We start from the raw sequence: 15,827 nt of genomic DNA, 5'->3' as shown, positions 1-15,827 counted from the left end.
GGTGCACCACAACTTTCGGAGCAAACCTGCCCTACATATACAGAGTTTTTCTGCCTCAATTTGTTGAGGAGGATTGGCGATATTCCAGGGATATTGCTGTTAAGGCGTACGTTGTTCAGAAGTTGGGGCAAACCTATTCGCTGATAGTTGGCTAGCTTTTGGTGCTTAAACGCTATCAGAATGAAAGGGTTATGCTATGCCAACGCTAAATACTCTCTCTAAGCATACTAGGAGTAGCTAAAGACAAGGCAGAATTGAAAACCTTATCCAAGTCCGAATACTGGTCGTTCAATTTGGCCGTCCACTGCATTCCAACAACAACTTCATTTCCTTTCTATGTCTGCCTCCAATCAATCACCGGCACCAATCATCGATAACCTGAGTAATCTTGAGAACCCATTCCGCTGCACCAGCTTTTCCGCTAGTCATTATCTCAGTAAGCAGATTCCTGGTGCGGATACCGATCTGGAGTTCACGCTCAAGTTTCTTTACAGCTACAACGGTAGCTAGGCAACGTTTAATAGTTATCGCCGCGAACTTGAACGACTACTGCAGTGGGCTTGGCGTATCGAAGAAGTTTCAATCTTGTCGCTCAAGCGTGAGCATATAGAGGATTTTGTTCAGTTCTGTATTGAACCGCCACTTGCCTGGATCGGTACAAAGAATGTCGCCCGGTTTAAAACTAGAAACGGCGAACGTGTTGTTAATTCAGATTGGCGGCCATTCGTAGTCAGTGTATCTAAGGTTGAGTTTCGTTCAGGTAAGACCCCATCCGCCAAGGACTTCCGGCCATCTTAGGCGGCCATCAAGTGTATCTTTACCGCACTGTCTTCTTTCTTCGACTTCCTCTTTCAGGAAGGCTTGGTTCCCGCCAACCCTGTGGCATTGATCCGGCAAAAAAGTAAGTTCGTCCGGCGTGAGCAACAAAGCCAGGTAGTTAGGCGCATCAGCAATCTGCAGTGGGATTATGTGTTGGAAACTGCTGAGGTTATGGCAGAGATGTCACCACTTGAGCACGAGCGTACATTGTTCATTATGAACGCCCTATTCGCTATGTATCTGCGTATCTCTGAGCTGGTTGCCGATGAAAGATCGGCACCCGTTATGGGTGACTTCAAGAAAGATAGCGACGGAAACAGGTGGTTTCACGTCACCGGTAAGGGGAATAAAGGCCGAGCCATTACCGTGTGCGACCAGATGTTAAGTGCCTTAAAGCGCTACAGAATCCAGTTGCAGCTCCCTGCTCTGCCCAGCATCAATGAGCAGACACCCTTGGTGCAAAAATCTCGCGGCAAGGGACCTGTCACCAGTACACGCCAAGTTCGACATATCGTACAGAACTGTTTCGATGCCGCTTACCAACGGATGGTTGGAGAAGGCCTTGGTGAAGATGCGGAAGACTTGAAAGCTGCCACGATGCACTGGCTAAGACACACTGGAATCTCCGGAGATGTGAAATATCGTCCCCGGGAACATGTTCGTGATGATGCAGACCATGCAAGTATCGTCACAACCGATCGCTATATTGATTCCGATATGCGGGAACGGCATGAAAGCGGACGAAGCAAGCGGGTTAAGGAGGGGCTGTAAAACTACTGCCCTACTCTACTAACAAGTATGCCCTATTCGCCGAGGCGTTTGTATTATGCACGCGGTTGCTGTGCAGGATCTTCTTATGCGTAATTGGGAGGATACAAAAGCCTGCGTACTAAAGGCCTTTTTAGAGTTGCTATCTAGTTAGACATCAATCATTTTGCGTTAATCAAGGGGAATATTTATGGATGTTGTGAATTACAAGATAATCACTAAAGTCTAACCTTTTACTTTCACCTCAAGATTCTGTTAGGCAAAAAAAACATCAATGCCAATGAAAGCAATAAAAATATATTTATAGAAAAAAGGGCGTTTTTCAGACCAGTATTTGCGGCTCTCGAAACTATATCTGAATAAGCTAATCTGATTTTTTCTGGCAACTCTGAGACATACTTTTCTTCTTCAGGGACAGAGATACTATTAAATATATCTTCTAATTTGACAACCTCTTCCTGGCGAGTTCTATCTGATAAGGTTTTTCCCTCTATATTGGCATACGAGTCTGCCATACTTGCATATACGGATCCAAAAAGTATAGAACCCGCAAAAGCCACAGCAAAACCTTGCCCTAATATTTCTTTCATAGTTTCAGTTAAACCTGACGCTGCTCCACTATTTTCAGGTTTAACATTCATCATCGTAACTCCCGTATATTGGGCCATTATTAATCCGCCCCCTATTCCCGCAATAATCATAGGAACTAGCAACACAAGAGGTGTCATATCCATTCTGGCCAACTGCCCGGATAACCATATTCCTAGGAGCATACAGATTGCACCAAAAATCAGAATCCATTTTGGTGCAATTTTTTTTCCGAGGGGTGGAGTTAAAAATGATAATATCGCTAAAATTGCTGTGAATGGTAATGTTGTTAGGGCCGTAGAGAGCGAGTCCATCTGAACACCAGCCTGTAGATATACAGAAACAACAAATAGAAACCCCGCATTTACCAGAAAAAAGAAGCCACCAATGAACAACCCTAATGAAAATGATATATTTTTAAACAGAGTTAAATCTAACAATGGGACTTTCCCCTGCTTCTTCAATCTAACACATCGAACAATAAACAAGAATATTGCAATTAGACTCACCCCATAAATAATTGGAACAACTGACAGCTCTCCAAAGGTAATAGTGTTTCCAGCGATTACTAATGGCCTCTTCTCCCACAACCAACCATACTGCCCAGCAAGAGTTGTGCTTACTAAGAAGAAACCAAAACCTAGCGTCGACAAGATGACACTTCTGACATCTATGCTTATCGTTTTATCGCCTTCTGTTTCAGGAAGGGAATAAGCCATCAATAAAGTAATTATTCCAAATATAGGAGATAAAGAAAGTGATACGCGCCAATTAACATTGTCAGCTATTAAACCAACAATTACTGGAGCTAATGCCGATACAGCTGAAAGAACAGCTCCATAAACCCCAAAAGCCAACACCCTCTGGCTACCATGATAATAATTCATGATTAAAGCGATTGAAGTGGGCACAACCATAACCATCCCCAGAGGCCACACAATGGCCCACCCTACAATGAAAATAAGGGTATTTGGGCTTAAAATGACAATTATCATCCCAAGAACATAAATGGCCACTCCAATAGAAAATATTTTCTTTTCTCCATATTTATCACCGAGCCTTCCTGCTGTCACCATTAATGCCCCACCAATTAACGAAGCAGAAACAATAACGGCCTGTAAGGTTGAAACCGTGCTTTGAAGGTCATTTACGATCGGAGATATAAGAACATTTACACCAAAGGTTGTTATATAAAGCATCACATTTGACAGAGAAATAACAATCATTGGAAACCAGCTGCGCTCAACTTTTGACATTTTATTTAATCTTAAATTAAGAGCTGAAATACTAAGGCTAATGATAACTAGTTAATCCATGGAGGAATAATATCCCGTTGAAACACCTCATCTTGTGTTTCAGGTCGCTTAATCCAGCTAGCTTTATGGCCACTCACCAATAGCATACCCGGTCGAGGGAGAGCGTTAAAATTACACGCATAGGTTTCTATATATGAACCAGTATTGAGGAACGCCAATATATCTTTTGCAGCAACTTCTGGCATCATGACTTGCTCAGCAATACATTCATAATTACACGTTATTCCTACAACATCATATGGAGCATACTCGGGTGAATTTGCTCTGTTGGCTAATAAAATATCAAATGGAGGATTTGTATTTAAGCTGCCTATACCTAGAAAACACTCAGAGGTATCAGTCTCTATCCAACTGCGGGCAATATAGTTTCGTTCCAATTTTATGTTATGAACTTTTGTTAAATGGATAGCAGTTTCATTGTGGAGTGCTCTTCCTGGTTCAATCTCAAGTACAATCCCTTCGGTTGAAAGACCTAGTTTTTGCATTGATTTTCTAAATTGCTTAGTAATCGTCTTTGCATAATCTTTAGGTGTAGGAGTTTCATAATCCGTTACCGGGACTCGGGTCTCATGATCATTAGAGGCTGCAAAGCCACCACCCACTGAAACTATTCTCGGTACCCAATCCCCTCTCATTAACATACTTATTTTACCTATAAGTGATGCATAGTCTCTCATTAAAGCCTTCCAGAAGGCCGCTTTCTTAGAATGGCGTCCTGCATGAGTATGAACGCCTACGAGATCACACCATTTCGAGCTTTTAAGCTGTGGAATCATATCTACAAGCTCACTGTGAGGGATACCATACTTAACAGTTTGTGTCATTTCTCGAATAGTACGATCAGGGTAAAAATCTGAATTTAGATCAAGATTCTTTAGCCAGGGCTTGACTCTAAGTATTACAGTAGCTTTCTTTTTTAAAAATTTAGCTTCCTGCTCACAATATAAAAGCTCTATAGGACTATCTAAAACAATGGGAATACCTAGATTTATAGCTTTACTTATAATCTCTCGCCCCTTAATAGATCCATTTACAGCTATATCCTTTAATGGAACGTTTCCTCGAAGAGCCAGCTCCAACTCCCCTTTACCGAAAGTGTCACAACCGGCCCCTTCTCTTGTCAGTATTTTACGTATTGCTGTAACAGGATTTGCCTTAATCGCTGCCATAATTCTGACCTTACCCTCAGGCCATTCAGACTCAAATGCCTTCCTGTATGATCTTAAGTTTTTAACCAAATGGTTTTCTGATACAACAAATAATGGGGTTCCATATTTCTCAGCAAGCTCAACCGTATCACAGTCTTCAATGAACAAATGGCCATGCCTAACGGATAGAAATTTATTTAAATATTTATATTCCATGCAAAGTCCATTTAAAGTAAATTAAACTATAAAATCCTCATTTGTATATCACAGGCTTGCCTTACCCATAGCTAAAGGCCATTCAGTCTTTTGTTTTTCTCCCTTACGCTTAGCTACACAATCCGCCAGCCAACAGAGCAGTTTCCAACTAATACCGCATGCTATATATGCGTCTCTATGTGTAGAGTCTAGGTATGGAGCATATTCACATACATCAGCACCAACAAGATCAATGTCTCCATTTTTTCTGAGATATCGAATAATGTCCCATATTTGTCTAGACTTTAGTCCAAAGGGTTCCACCGCTGAATTGGAAGCATTATCCGTAGCGTCAAGGCTATCGAGATCTAGAGTGAAATATGTAGGTCCATCTCCAACAACCTCTAAAATCCTTTCTGCAATTTTGTCCGTCCCCAGCTCAAATACTTGATCGGCAGTATAAGTAGTTACGCCAAAATTTTTTGCATGTCCACCAACCAAGGCTGTCATCCTTCCCCGGATACCCATAGTTATCATACGTTCTGGGTCGAGATATCCCTCTGCCATATTTTTAGTGAATTGATTGCCAGAGTGATATGGATATTTAAAATCCGCGAAGGTTACCAGGTCATAATGCGCGTCGAAATGAATCAAACTTAATGGGCCAAATTTTCTGCCGAGAACATTAATTGGTGCATAGCTAATTGTATGATCACCACCCCAGGTAAATGTGACACAGTCATTATCTAGAACTATCTTTTCATATTCCTGGATTATTTTAGATACCTCATCAGACAAATCAAATCGCCCGTAAGTATCAATATTTCCATAATCTATGATTCTACATGTATCGAAAGGTATATCCCAACCTCCATCAGGACTTGGTTCGATAGTCCCCATGGCATTCTTTGAAAACTCACGAAGGACTTTTGGACCATATTTATGAGATGCATTCATCGGCGCAGCCTTTTCTAAGGGCTGGCCAACTATTACGAGGTCTGCATTTTTACAGTCCCGAGAGTAAGGCGACATAAAGCCACCTAAATAATCCTTGTTTAGGTTACCAACAACTTCTAATCCAACGCCGCCCATCTTACCCATTCTTTGTAGGTGAGCAGCTACTTCCGGGTCTATCCCATCAGAGCTTCTAGAATGTTTCCATAAATCCTGAAGACGTGCTTTTTTCTCTTTCGACATTTCTGGATAAGGGTAATTCCTTTTACTCATTTTTACGTCCACTTAAATAACAATATGAAACACCTTAAATTATATCTAAGTATGAGCCAATTTATTGAATGCAGAGATAGAAAGCCCTGCACTAAAACCACCATCAACATTAATGGCTTGACCATTGATAAAGGTACAGTCATGTGACGCCAGAAAATGTATCAAAGCGGCAATTTCATCTGGATGTGCAATGCGTCCCAAAGGAACAGCAACTTTTTCCATAGCTAATTGTGGTTCACCACCTTCTGCTTGGGCCATTGGTGTATCAACGGAAGTTGGGCATATGGCATTTACCCTAATATTTTGTGCCCCTAACTCCAATGCTGCTGTCTGTGTAATACCAACGACTGCCCATTTTGATGCAACATATGGAGCAAGGTAAGGAACGCCAGATTTTGCGGCGGCTGAAGCAACATTGACTATGGAGCCACCATACTTCATATGAGGTGTGGCGTATTTTATACCAAAAACGACTCCCATTGTATTGACGCTGTAGTTTGCCCCAAAGTCATTGCAATCTACGTTAAGCAGCGTTTCATATCCTTTGTTTATGCCTGCACAATTAACCAAAGTATCTATTTTCCCGAATTTTTCTGCTGCGTAATTCATTAATTCTTTTACTTGTGACTCACTTGATACGTCTGTTTCAACAAAGTCGCCGCCTTCTATATCCCGAATTGCATTATCCCCACTACCAATACCCGCTATAATGACGTGAGCGCCAGCCTTATGAAAACGTTTTGCAGTGCTCAATCCAATTCCTGAGTTTCCTCCAGTTATCACTGCCACTTGGTCATTAATGTCAAAGAATCTATTCATAGCTTATTTCTCCAAAATCCGGTTCTCCTAGGAACTGTTAGTTTTCGGCTGCTATCATTTCTTTGTTAAGGTTTTTGACCTTTTAATTGGATTAATTTTTTCAAAAAAAATGAGTGGGGAAGTACAAGTGCTGAGAATTTTGAATGCTCACATGGAAATCTTATTAAATACAATATAATTATATAAACCTAAAAGTAAGCTATTATCTCTTAAATATTACTAAATCCCTGGAGACAAGCCTCCACTTACAGGTAATACAACACCTGTAATATACGATGCCTCATCACTTGCTAAAAAAGCTATTGCCGCAGCAACCTCAAAGGGTTCTGCTGGGCGCCCTAACGGTATAGATGAGTTTTCTTGTTCGGCTGCCTGAGAAATAGAAATTCCTTCGCCTTCTGCTATTGCCGCATAAGCTTTCTGCAACATATCTGTATTGATTGCACCAGGTGCTACAACATTAACCCTTATGCCCCTGTCTGCATATTCCAAAGCTAAAGCTTTGGTTGTACCTACCAATGCATGCTTTGTAGCTATATAAGGATATGGCATACCCGCAGAAACCCCGATACCAGCTGTAGATGCAACATTGACTATTGCCCCAGAACCCTCTTTTTCCATTATCTTCAGTACTCCCTTACACATAGATAATGCACCTTTTACATTGATGCTGTAATTAATATCCCAATCTTTATTCTCATTTTCATTTAAAATGGCGGATCCAAATCCAACCCCAGCGTTATTGACTAAAATATCAATGCGACCAAATTTATCTGCCAGGTCATTAACTGCATTATCTATTTGATCAGGTTTTGACATATCTATAAATATATATGTAGCCTCCCAGCCACTAGATTCTATTTCTTTAACATTACATTCAAGGCTATCCTTTGACTTTTCTCTCCCTGCAAGTATCACAGTTGCTCCTAATGAGGCGAGTTTTATTGCTACAGCTTGACCCAACCCTTTTTGCTTGGTAGCACCAGTTATAATCGCGATCTTACCTGAGAGTTTTTTCATAATGCAGGCTCTGAGATTAATAGCTAGTTATATAGTAGCTAACTACTTAATCGTTTAAATATAAATTTAGAGCTAGATTTTAACTTACTACAATTAATTTTTTGGATAAATCATAAAATTATAGTTTGTAGTTCTCCTTTGATACCCATCTATACTTTGACCAACAGGTTAATATAACTGGAAGAAAATATGAATGCTGATGCACAAACGAGAAAAACAAGTGGAGATTTTTTAAGTTACTGCATTAGAAGGATATGGAAAGCTGAGGGGGCAAGCGATGAGCACTGCAATGCGGTGGCAAATGCATTAATGATCGGAATATTCCAGGGCAAACTAAATCAGGGACTCGGTGTTTATGAAGCCATAGATTTGACCCATAAAGTGGGAATGTTGGATATCAAAGCTGAACCTGAGATTGTTGATGAAGGTCCTACTTGGGCATCAATTGATGGTAAACGCTCATCTGGATACTATACGATGACGAAAGTTGCCCAGACTGCGATCAAAAAAGCAAAAGAGCAAGGTATTTCAATAGTATTTGCTCATAATCATAATGATGCTGGCAGTTTTGGCGCCTACACGTGGCTTGCTCATCAAGCCGATTGTGTAGCACAAGCGTCGAATAACTCTGTACCCATGTGCTCCCCACTGGGCGGTATGGGAAATACAATTGCCGTACCGCCGCTTGATGCCATAGGCCCAAGCGGAGAACAGCCACCGGTCTGGATGAGCACGAAACTGTGTGAGTGGTATGATGCAGATACTGCACAGGCTGTTTTGCAAGGTACCAAGCTTAAATATAATGCTGTAATTGACCCGGATACAGGTGAGCTGGGTAATGATTTGGCTCCCTATGCAATTCCAGTCGAGGGATATGGTCGTGTATATGATCAGACCTGCTTCCAGAATCTTCACGAACCTCGGGTTTATATGCTGAATCTATGGAACGAGTTACTAACAGGCATCATAAATCCTAGAGGTATCATAACCCCAGAGGTTCCCACTTTAGCAGACTTCATAAACGGTAAGGCACAGGCTACCTCAGTAGGTGGTAGTTACTATATATGTATTGATCCCTCTAAATTCGGCCCTATTTCCGAAGTAAAGGCTAAGTCTGATCGTTTTGCGAAAGCTATACAGAATACTCCCCCGTTACCGGGCGGTAGAAACTGTCGTATGCCAGGTGGTACTGGTTGGAAGAAGTTAAATCAAAAGTCTGATGAAGTTGAAGTACTTGAAAGTCACTGGGTTCCATTTTTTGAAACCCAAGCCGGCCGACATGGTTGGAGTGAGGAAAGCTTGAAAAAGGAATGGGAAGCGCAGCGGGAATAACGAGGCTATTCATATTTATTACATCAAATTAGATTGGTTTTAAGCTCTACTCTGGCCGCTTCTGCGGTTTTCTTTGTAGTGATTTACATGCTTGGACTCGATCCATCAACAACGGACACATCATTTTTCTACCAGTTGATCTTCAATTTCGTCTAGGCTGAGATAAGCATTAGGGCTGTTAATATCGGAACTTCTGAGATTATGGCCGAGACATCGCCAACTGTTCACGATCTATCCTTATTCATTATGAGCAGCCTATTCGCTATGTACTTGTGAATCTCTGAGTTGGTTGCCGTTTAAAGATCGTTACCCGCTATGGGTGATTCCAAGAAAGATTGCGGCGCAAACTAATGGTTTCACATTTTAGGTAAAGGTACAAAGGCTGTACGATCACTGTTTGCGACCAAATGCTTAAGGCGCTATCGTCCATTGGTTTCGCCATACTGGTATTTCTGAAGATTTGAGGTACCGTCCCCGTAAGCATATCCGTGATGATGCGGGAACGGTATGAGAGCAGGCGACGTAAGCGGGTTAAGGAGGAGCGGTAAAACTACCGCCCTACTCTACTGGCAAAAATGCACTATTCCAAATTGAAACGATTAAGGCTCACTAATGCGCTTGAACCTGCAAGATATTAAATGACAACTATAAGGTATAGCTGTTTGAACTGTATTTTTTAGGATCAGCTAAGCTGATATATCAAGATTAATCTGTCGCGGGATATCGCCAAGTGAGCAATTTATGGATTAGTGAATTTATCTACGCGCCATATGAATAAACTGCAGTTACCATTTGAGTTAAAGCGATATGAAAGCCAAGTCAATTTTAGCCAGAGTGCTAACTGTTATCTCTATATGCATTGCTATCTCATCCTGCTCTCAAAGAATAGCTAGCTCAATAGAAAAAGCTGAACACTTCTCCTTTGGAGAAAGGATAACTGTCGAGCGAATAGAACAGTTAAACTTCAGGAAAGCTGAATATTGCCCACCTGGAAAAAAGACATGCATTAGTTATTATTACGGATCACCTTTAGCCGACGCCAACCTAAACTACTCTGTAACATTTGGTGAGGACGAAAGAGAAAATATTGTTAAGATTAATTTAAGTAGAGATTCATTAGATCGAAGCTACTTTGGCACCGTAATCTTACTGCATGGATTCCGTACTTCCAAAGAATTTATGCTGGATTCTGCTCTTTATTTTCGTTTTCTTGGGTTTCAGGTTATTGTTCCAGACCTTCTAGGTCATGGTGAAACTGGAGGCAAGAAGAAATATGGGGTAAATGATACTAAATATATCAACTCCCTTATTGACAACCTAATTGAAGAAGGGATCATCAAAAATGAAAATATATATATTGTAGGAAACTCTATGGGCGCCGTAACAGCCTCTCATATTTCTTCTTTAAGATCAGACATTAGCGGAGTTATTCTTTTAGCTCCGATGTTGCAACTTGATGAAGCTGTATACAATTATGCAAAACGTGACCACCCCATACTTAGCAGAATTATCCCTGAGAGAGATATACGCAAGGGGGCGATTTTGGCTCTAAGAAAATCTAATATAAATTTGAAAGATACAAACATAAAACCTCTCTTAAAATCCTCCCAGACTCCGACTCTACTAATGCTCTCAGATTCAGACCATATTTCACCATATGCAAGTTTCAAACAATTGAAGAAAGATAATATCAAAATATTTAAAGTTCATGATAGGTATCATCCAAGCATGAATACAATAGGTGAGATCGAGCATAAAGCCATTGTTAAATGGCTCAATACTACTCAGTAATACTGCCTATATAGTTTTCGGATATATTCAAAATTTAAATATCGCTGGATAAACCTACCAGAGGTAGAGCGAGATAGAGCAGTTATCTTTGTCGACCCTATTAGTTTTTTTCATAATAAGCCTGGATAAGCCACAACCACGGCTACTTAATGAGCAATTAAAGATAATGTTCTTGGGGTGTTCCTTCACACTGCCTGGTCGATAGTGACATAGGAACAACTATTAATTAACAACTGCTATTATTTGAGTTTGAGTAAATATCTGCTCATATCCTACCCGCCCCTTGATTCATAAAGGAGATGTGCATGAAGAAGTATTCATTCTTATTCATAATGATTTTGATTGCTCTTGCCTTTGTAGGGTTTAACACAGCGGCTGAAGAAGGTAAGCCTAAGCCTCCTCAAAGTAGTGAAGGCAATATTTGTAGTAATGAATATGTCTTATGCACTTCCGCCCCTTGTATCCCGGACCCTAGAAATCCGGATTCAAATGCAATTTGCCAATGTGATGTTAACAAGGGTTTAAACTTCGGGATGTCAGCATGTAAAGCCCGGATTCCTGTAACTAACTCGACCGGTGTAAAAAAAGTCTTATCGACTTTTTCTTTCGCTCAGGCACCTACTAAACCAGTGCTTTCCTGTCCAGAAGGTAACCCTTGGGCGGATTGCCTGGATCAACCCTGTATTGTCGACCCAATGAATCCACTCAAGGCCATTTGCACATGCAAAATAGTACGTGATCAGCCTTTTGTAACTTTTGGAGGAGACTGCGTTACGTTGACTTGTGATACCGGCTATTGGTCAGGCGCAACAGTAGGGTCCTATATTGGGGCAAGCAGGCAGCTGATGAAGGCTTTTGGTTTAGACCAGACGCCTGCTAAATATTGTGCGGGAACGAAGGCGCATGTCTCAGAGTGACCCGGTATTGACTAGCCAGTCGCCCTACAGGCGTCTAATCTAATGCCAAGATAATATCTACTCTTCTGGCTCTCCCCCTTGCCATAACTTTACGAGGCTTCCTATGAGAAAAGCAACCAGTGAACAAGTAAGCGCAAAGGATCAAGCCAGACTTAAGGCTCCAACTGATTTAGGCGAGAACGCTAGGAGTAGCATTACTACTGCTGTCAATACACTACTGGCAGACACCTTTGGCTTATACATGAAAACGAAGAATTTTCACTGGCACGTGAGCGGTCCGCACTTCCGGGACTACCATCTACTGTTTGATGATCAGGCCAGTCAAATTTTTGAGATGACCGATGTTTTGGCAGAGCGTGTGCGTAAACTGGGGGGAACCACACTTCGCTCCATTGGCCAGATCGCCAAACTACAACGATCTTCAGATAATGATGCGGATTATGTAGACCCACAAGATATGCTCACGGAACTTGCCGAAGACAATCAGCAAATGATTGCGAATATGCGCAAAGTCCATGAGCTTTGCGATGAGCATCGTGACATTGCAACTGCGAGCATACTGGAGGAGTATATTGATCAGGCTGAAAGGCGATCTTGGTTCTTATTTGAGGCTAGCCGGAGTTCAGGATTAACGCACCACTGAGCGTCACCCCAAAAGACACAATAATTTGTGCTCTAGTTGAAGAAGGGAGTTGTTGTATTTTTAGCGGGCAACAATTCCTTTCTTACATCTCTACTAAAACTTCCACTTATTTACAGCGTAAAATTTACAGTTCCAGCCTCAATTTTCTATAAAATTTATCTCTCCAGTTATGGAACGACTAGATAATGTGAGGGATACTTTATTGGGATTTCAGGTTTGCCCAGGTGGCTGAAATACCAATCTTTTCAACAAGGAAATCAATAAACACCCTGACTTTTGAAGTGAGTACATTAGATTTAGGGTAGACAAGCCAAATCGCTGCCTGGTCATCAATTCTGTAATCCGGAAGTACCCGAACCAGTGTGCCCTCTTCTAATTCAGAATAAATATTCCATAACGAACTCATACAAACCCCAACCCCGGCCTTTGCGGCTATACGCATGCTGGCGCCATCATCACAAATTACTCGAGACTTGCCTTTCGGTGGAGGAAATGATCCAGCTTGTTTATCACTTTCAGATATCAGCTTTCTGGGCTTTGAATTCATAAACACCAAAAGCTGGTGCCGAATGAGATCTTCAGGCGTATTTGGAGCACCGTATTTCTTTAAGTAGCTGGGGGAAGCGCACAGGATTCTCTTGTCTTCCGCAAGTTTACGTCCAATAAGACTACTGTCTTCTACGGCATAGTTGCGTAGGGCTAAGTCAAAGCCTCCCTCGATTAGGTTAACTTGTGTATCAGATAGCTTAAGCTCCACATTCACACCGGGATATCGCTCAAGAAATTCAGGCAGTATTGGTGCTACAAAGCGCTGTACAAATGTGCTTGAAGCCGCAAATCTTAGCGTTCCACTCACATTTGAACTGCCTTTACCCAGGGCTGCCAAGGCAGCATCTTCTTGGGCAAGGATCTCTCTAGCATAGGGAAGGAATTCGGCTCCTTCTGTCGATAAAGTGACCTTCCGAGTGGATCTATGGAATAGATCCGCCCCTAATTGAACCTCAAGCTTTGACAGGCGCGCACTGGCTACTGATGGAGCCAACCCAAGCTGACGCCCTGCGGAACTGATATTGAGCAGGTCAGCAGCCAGTACAAAGAGCCTTATTCCGTTCGTATCCACCAATTATATCCAAAATCAGAATTCTGAATCCATTTATACCTCATTTATTCGCAATAACCAATGAATTAGGCTTTGCCCAGCTGTTGAGTAGTTGCCCTCAAAAGGTCTTGTAGCTAAGCAATAACAGGAAGTTCGTTCGTGATTAGAAGAGATCAATAGAAGGTATTTTCTCTCTTCAGAACATTTATGGGATATGAGCCAACTGAACCCAATTGTGCAAAGGACATGGCAATGCCAACAACCATAACCCGCTGTGTCAACTATGTTGAAGGGGATGTTTAGTGACTTCTGACCAAAGAGATAGAAAAGCTTGGTTTCCCGAAATCAATACTGGCTTCAATAGCGTATTTAAACCTGGACGACTTTCTATAGGCCTAGTCGTCCCTATTGAAAACTACTCGACAACCTCTGTGCCAACTATGGCAGATCATATTGAGAGAGTTCAACTCGCTGAGGAGCTAGGTTTTAGCGCCGTTTGGCTAAGAGACGTGCCGTTCAATGTGCCTTCATTTGGTGATGCCGGGCAAGTGTTTGATCCTTTCGTCTATCTTGGATTACTTGCAGGTGCTACTTCAAAGATTAGCCTCGGCATAGCGAGTCTTATTTTGCCATTACGTCACCCGGCACACGTTGCAAAAGCAGCTGCCTCGGTTGATCAACTCTCCGGAGGGCGACTTATCCTTGGCATTACCAGCGGTGATCGCCCTGAAGAGTATCCAGCGATGAATGTTCCTTATAAGGATAGGGGGGAGATTTTTCGTGAGAGTTACGAATACATTCGAAAAATAACAGCCCCCTACCCTCATTTTGAGAATCGCCTTGGGGCAGTATCTGGCGAAGTGGACCTTTTGCCAAAGCCTTATGGCCAACAATTGCCGTTACTAATAACAGGGTCTTCCCAGCAGGCCCCAGATTGGCTAGCGAGCAATGGCGACGGATGGATTAAATATCCCAGGCCCCTTACAGAGCAGAAGCATTTTATTAAACAACTAAGAAAAAACATCTGCGAAGAAGGGGTCCCTGCCAAGCCAGTTATGGAGCCACTGTATATTGATGTTATTGACGACCCTGATTGTCCGCCACAACCAATACATTTGGGGTTTCGCATCGGCATCAATCAATTAGCTGCGTATTTGAAGTCAAGAGCGGCAATTGGCATTAATCATATTGCGCTTAATCTACGCTTTAATAAACGAGACGTACAAGAAACACTTCAACAGATTGCTACAAATATTCTTCCAGAGTTGAAAGGATAGGAATAATTAATGACGAAGACAATTTTACTAACAGGCGCAACAGATGGTATTGGACTGGAAACGGCAAAGCTATTAGCGTCAAAAGGCCATACTTTACTGTTGCATGGCAGAAGCAAGTCTAAATTGGCAAAGGTAAAGAAAAGCATCTCACAAGATTACCCTAAAACCACAATAGACACTTTTCTGGCAGACCTCACTAACCTATCTGAAGTTGAGGCACTGGCAGTAAAAGTTAAAAGTCACTATTCAAATATTGACGTACTAATAAACAATGCTGGTGTACTTAAAATACCCAATCCAGTTACAGACTCAGGGTACGATATTCGTTTTATCGTAAATACTATTGCACCATATATATTAACCAAGCACCTTTTAACTCTGTTCAATAGTAGTGGCCGTGTCATCAATCTATCCTCTGCCGCCCAGGCGCCTGTGAATCTGGAAGCGCTTAAAGGTGAGCAACTCCTCTCTGATAGTGATGCTTATGCCCAGAGTAAATTGGCTATTACGATGTGGACATTCCAATTATCCAAATCCCTTGGCAATGAAGCCCCAGCATTCATTGCCATTAACCCCGCATCATTCTTGGGCAGCAAAATGGTGAAAGAGGCTTATGGCTCGCTTGGGAGAGATATAGGTATTGGTGCTGATGTATTGGTTCGAGCAGCTCTTAGTGATGAATTCTCCAGTGCTACCGGCAAGTACTTTGATAACGACCTGGGCAATTGGTCTCAGCCACACCCCGATGCTCTTGATGAGGCAAAGAATGAATTGCTTATTTTAGAAATTGAAAGCGTTGCTAATGAGTTAGGGGCTCAAATCCCCTAAAGCATAACCTGTAACTTAAACAATCAATACCTTCCCCCTC

At 41.9% G+C, this 15,827-nt stretch carries 14 protein-coding genes; 8 read left to right on the top strand and 6 right to left on the bottom strand.

Annotated features, from left to right (window positions below; genetic code table 11):
• Positions 1-336 precede the first annotated feature (336 nt).
• The gene (locus ACJJIO_RS19755; RefSeq protein ID WP_444886243.1) at positions 337-510 is read left to right on the top strand and encodes a hypothetical protein; all 174 of its coding nucleotides are present in this window, start codon (positions 337-339) and stop codon (positions 508-510) included.
• A gap of 351 nt (positions 511-861) precedes the next feature.
• A complete protein-coding gene (locus ACJJIO_RS19750; protein WP_444909559.1) occupies positions 862-1,590 on the top strand; it encodes a site-specific integrase in 729 nt (242 codons plus the stop codon).
• A 236-nt stretch (positions 1,591-1,826) separates the two neighbouring features.
• On the opposite strand, the gene ACJJIO_RS19745 is transcribed toward ACJJIO_RS19750, so the two are convergent.
• From ACJJIO_RS19745 to ACJJIO_RS19725, 5 genes are all read right to left on the bottom strand, one after another.
• Complete coding sequence (locus ACJJIO_RS19745; RefSeq protein WP_444909558.1) at positions 1,827-3,431, bottom strand: MFS transporter; 1,605 nt, start codon at positions 3,429-3,431, stop codon at positions 1,827-1,829.
• A gap of 47 nt (positions 3,432-3,478) precedes the next feature.
• Positions 3,479-4,855 (bottom strand): diaminopimelate decarboxylase family protein, encoded by a 1,377-nt coding sequence (locus ACJJIO_RS19740; RefSeq protein WP_444909557.1) that lies wholly within the window; start codon positions 4,853-4,855, stop codon positions 3,479-3,481.
• Between the two features lie 48 nt (positions 4,856-4,903).
• Positions 4,904-6,061: an arginase family protein gene (locus ACJJIO_RS19735; RefSeq protein WP_444890254.1), complete on the bottom strand. Its 1,158-nt coding sequence runs from the start codon at positions 6,059-6,061 to the stop codon at positions 4,904-4,906.
• 45 nt (positions 6,062-6,106) lie between these two features.
• Complete coding sequence (locus ACJJIO_RS19730; protein ID WP_252081698.1) at positions 6,107-6,880, bottom strand: SDR family NAD(P)-dependent oxidoreductase; 774 nt, start codon at positions 6,878-6,880, stop codon at positions 6,107-6,109.
• Between the two features lie 219 nt (positions 6,881-7,099).
• On the bottom strand, positions 7,100-7,900 hold the full coding sequence (locus tag ACJJIO_RS19725) for an SDR family NAD(P)-dependent oxidoreductase (RefSeq protein ID WP_444890253.1): 801 nt from the start codon (positions 7,898-7,900) through the stop codon (positions 7,100-7,102).
• Between the two features lie 189 nt (positions 7,901-8,089).
• Between ACJJIO_RS19725 and ACJJIO_RS19720 the strand changes: the two genes are divergently transcribed.
• The 4 genes from ACJJIO_RS19720 (at position 8,090) to ACJJIO_RS19705 (ending at position 12,583) form a co-directional block, all read left to right on the top strand.
• On the top strand, positions 8,090-9,232 hold the full coding sequence (locus tag ACJJIO_RS19720; RefSeq protein WP_444909556.1) for an Ldh family oxidoreductase: 1,143 nt from the start codon (positions 8,090-8,092) through the stop codon (positions 9,230-9,232).
• Between the two features lie 807 nt (positions 9,233-10,039).
• Positions 10,040-11,023: an alpha/beta hydrolase gene (locus tag ACJJIO_RS19715; RefSeq protein WP_444890251.1), complete on the top strand. Its 984-nt coding sequence runs from the start codon at positions 10,040-10,042 to the stop codon at positions 11,021-11,023.
• 305 nt (positions 11,024-11,328) lie between these two features.
• Positions 11,329-11,940 carry a hypothetical protein gene (locus ACJJIO_RS19710; RefSeq protein WP_444909555.1) on the top strand — a complete coding sequence of 204 codons (612 nt, stop codon included), beginning with the start codon at positions 11,329-11,331 and terminating at the stop codon, positions 11,938-11,940.
• 103 nt (positions 11,941-12,043) lie between these two features.
• Entirely contained in the window at positions 12,044-12,583 is a 540-nt protein-coding gene (locus ACJJIO_RS19705; protein ID WP_252081703.1) for a Dps family protein, read from the top strand.
• Positions 12,584-12,782: 199 nt separating this feature from the next.
• On the opposite strand, the gene ACJJIO_RS19700 is transcribed toward ACJJIO_RS19705, so the two are convergent.
• A complete protein-coding gene (locus ACJJIO_RS19700) occupies positions 12,783-13,703 on the bottom strand; it encodes a LysR family transcriptional regulator (protein ID WP_444909554.1) in 921 nt (306 codons plus the stop codon).
• 281 nt (positions 13,704-13,984) lie between these two features.
• Here ACJJIO_RS19700 and ACJJIO_RS19695 point away from each other — a divergent pair, with 281 nt between their 5' ends.
• Together ACJJIO_RS19695 and ACJJIO_RS19690 are read left to right on the top strand one after the other, a co-directional pair.
• Complete coding sequence (locus ACJJIO_RS19695) at positions 13,985-14,959, top strand: LLM class oxidoreductase (protein WP_444909553.1); 975 nt, start codon at positions 13,985-13,987, stop codon at positions 14,957-14,959.
• Positions 14,960-14,968: 9 nt separating this feature from the next.
• On the top strand, positions 14,969-15,787 hold the full coding sequence (locus tag ACJJIO_RS19690; protein ID WP_444909552.1) for an SDR family NAD(P)-dependent oxidoreductase: 819 nt from the start codon (positions 14,969-14,971) through the stop codon (positions 15,785-15,787).
• The last annotated feature ends 40 nt before the right edge of the window (positions 15,788-15,827 follow it).

Source organism: Microbulbifer mixtoriginis (SeqCode), assembly GCF_052467235.1.
The sequence above is the reverse complement of the archived record's forward strand: the minus strand, read 5'-3'. Positions and strand labels throughout refer to the sequence as shown.

Bases quoted from the DNA above. Each gene is read 5' to 3' on its own strand.
- ACJJIO_RS19715 (WP_444890251.1), top strand. From the start codon at position 10,040: ATGAAAGCCAAGTCAATTTTAGCCAGAGTGCTAACTGTTATCTCTATA.
- ACJJIO_RS19720 (WP_444909556.1), top strand. From the start codon at position 8,090: ATGAATGCTGATGCACAAACGAGAAAAACAAGTGGAGATTTTTTAAGT.
- ACJJIO_RS19725 (WP_444890253.1), bottom strand. From the start codon at position 7,900: ATGAAAAAACTCTCAGGTAAGATCGCGATTATAACTGGTGCTACCAAG.
- ACJJIO_RS19755 (WP_444886243.1), top strand. From the start codon at position 337: ATGTCTGCCTCCAATCAATCACCGGCACCAATCATCGATAACCTGAGT.
- ACJJIO_RS19735 (WP_444890254.1), bottom strand. From the start codon at position 6,061: ATGAGTAAAAGGAATTACCCTTATCCAGAAATGTCGAAAGAGAAAAAA.
- ACJJIO_RS19740 (WP_444909557.1), bottom strand. From the start codon at position 4,855: ATGGAATATAAATATTTAAATAAATTTCTATCCGTTAGGCATGGCCAT.
- ACJJIO_RS19710 (WP_444909555.1), top strand. From the start codon at position 11,329: ATGAAGAAGTATTCATTCTTATTCATAATGATTTTGATTGCTCTTGCC.
- ACJJIO_RS19730 (WP_252081698.1), bottom strand. From the start codon at position 6,880: ATGAATAGATTCTTTGACATTAATGACCAAGTGGCAGTGATAACTGGA.
- ACJJIO_RS19745 (WP_444909558.1), bottom strand. From the start codon at position 3,431: ATGTCAAAAGTTGAGCGCAGCTGGTTTCCAATGATTGTTATTTCTCTG.
- ACJJIO_RS19690 (WP_444909552.1), top strand. From the start codon at position 14,969: ATGACGAAGACAATTTTACTAACAGGCGCAACAGATGGTATTGGACTG.
- ACJJIO_RS19705 (WP_252081703.1), top strand. From the start codon at position 12,044: ATGAGAAAAGCAACCAGTGAACAAGTAAGCGCAAAGGATCAAGCCAGA.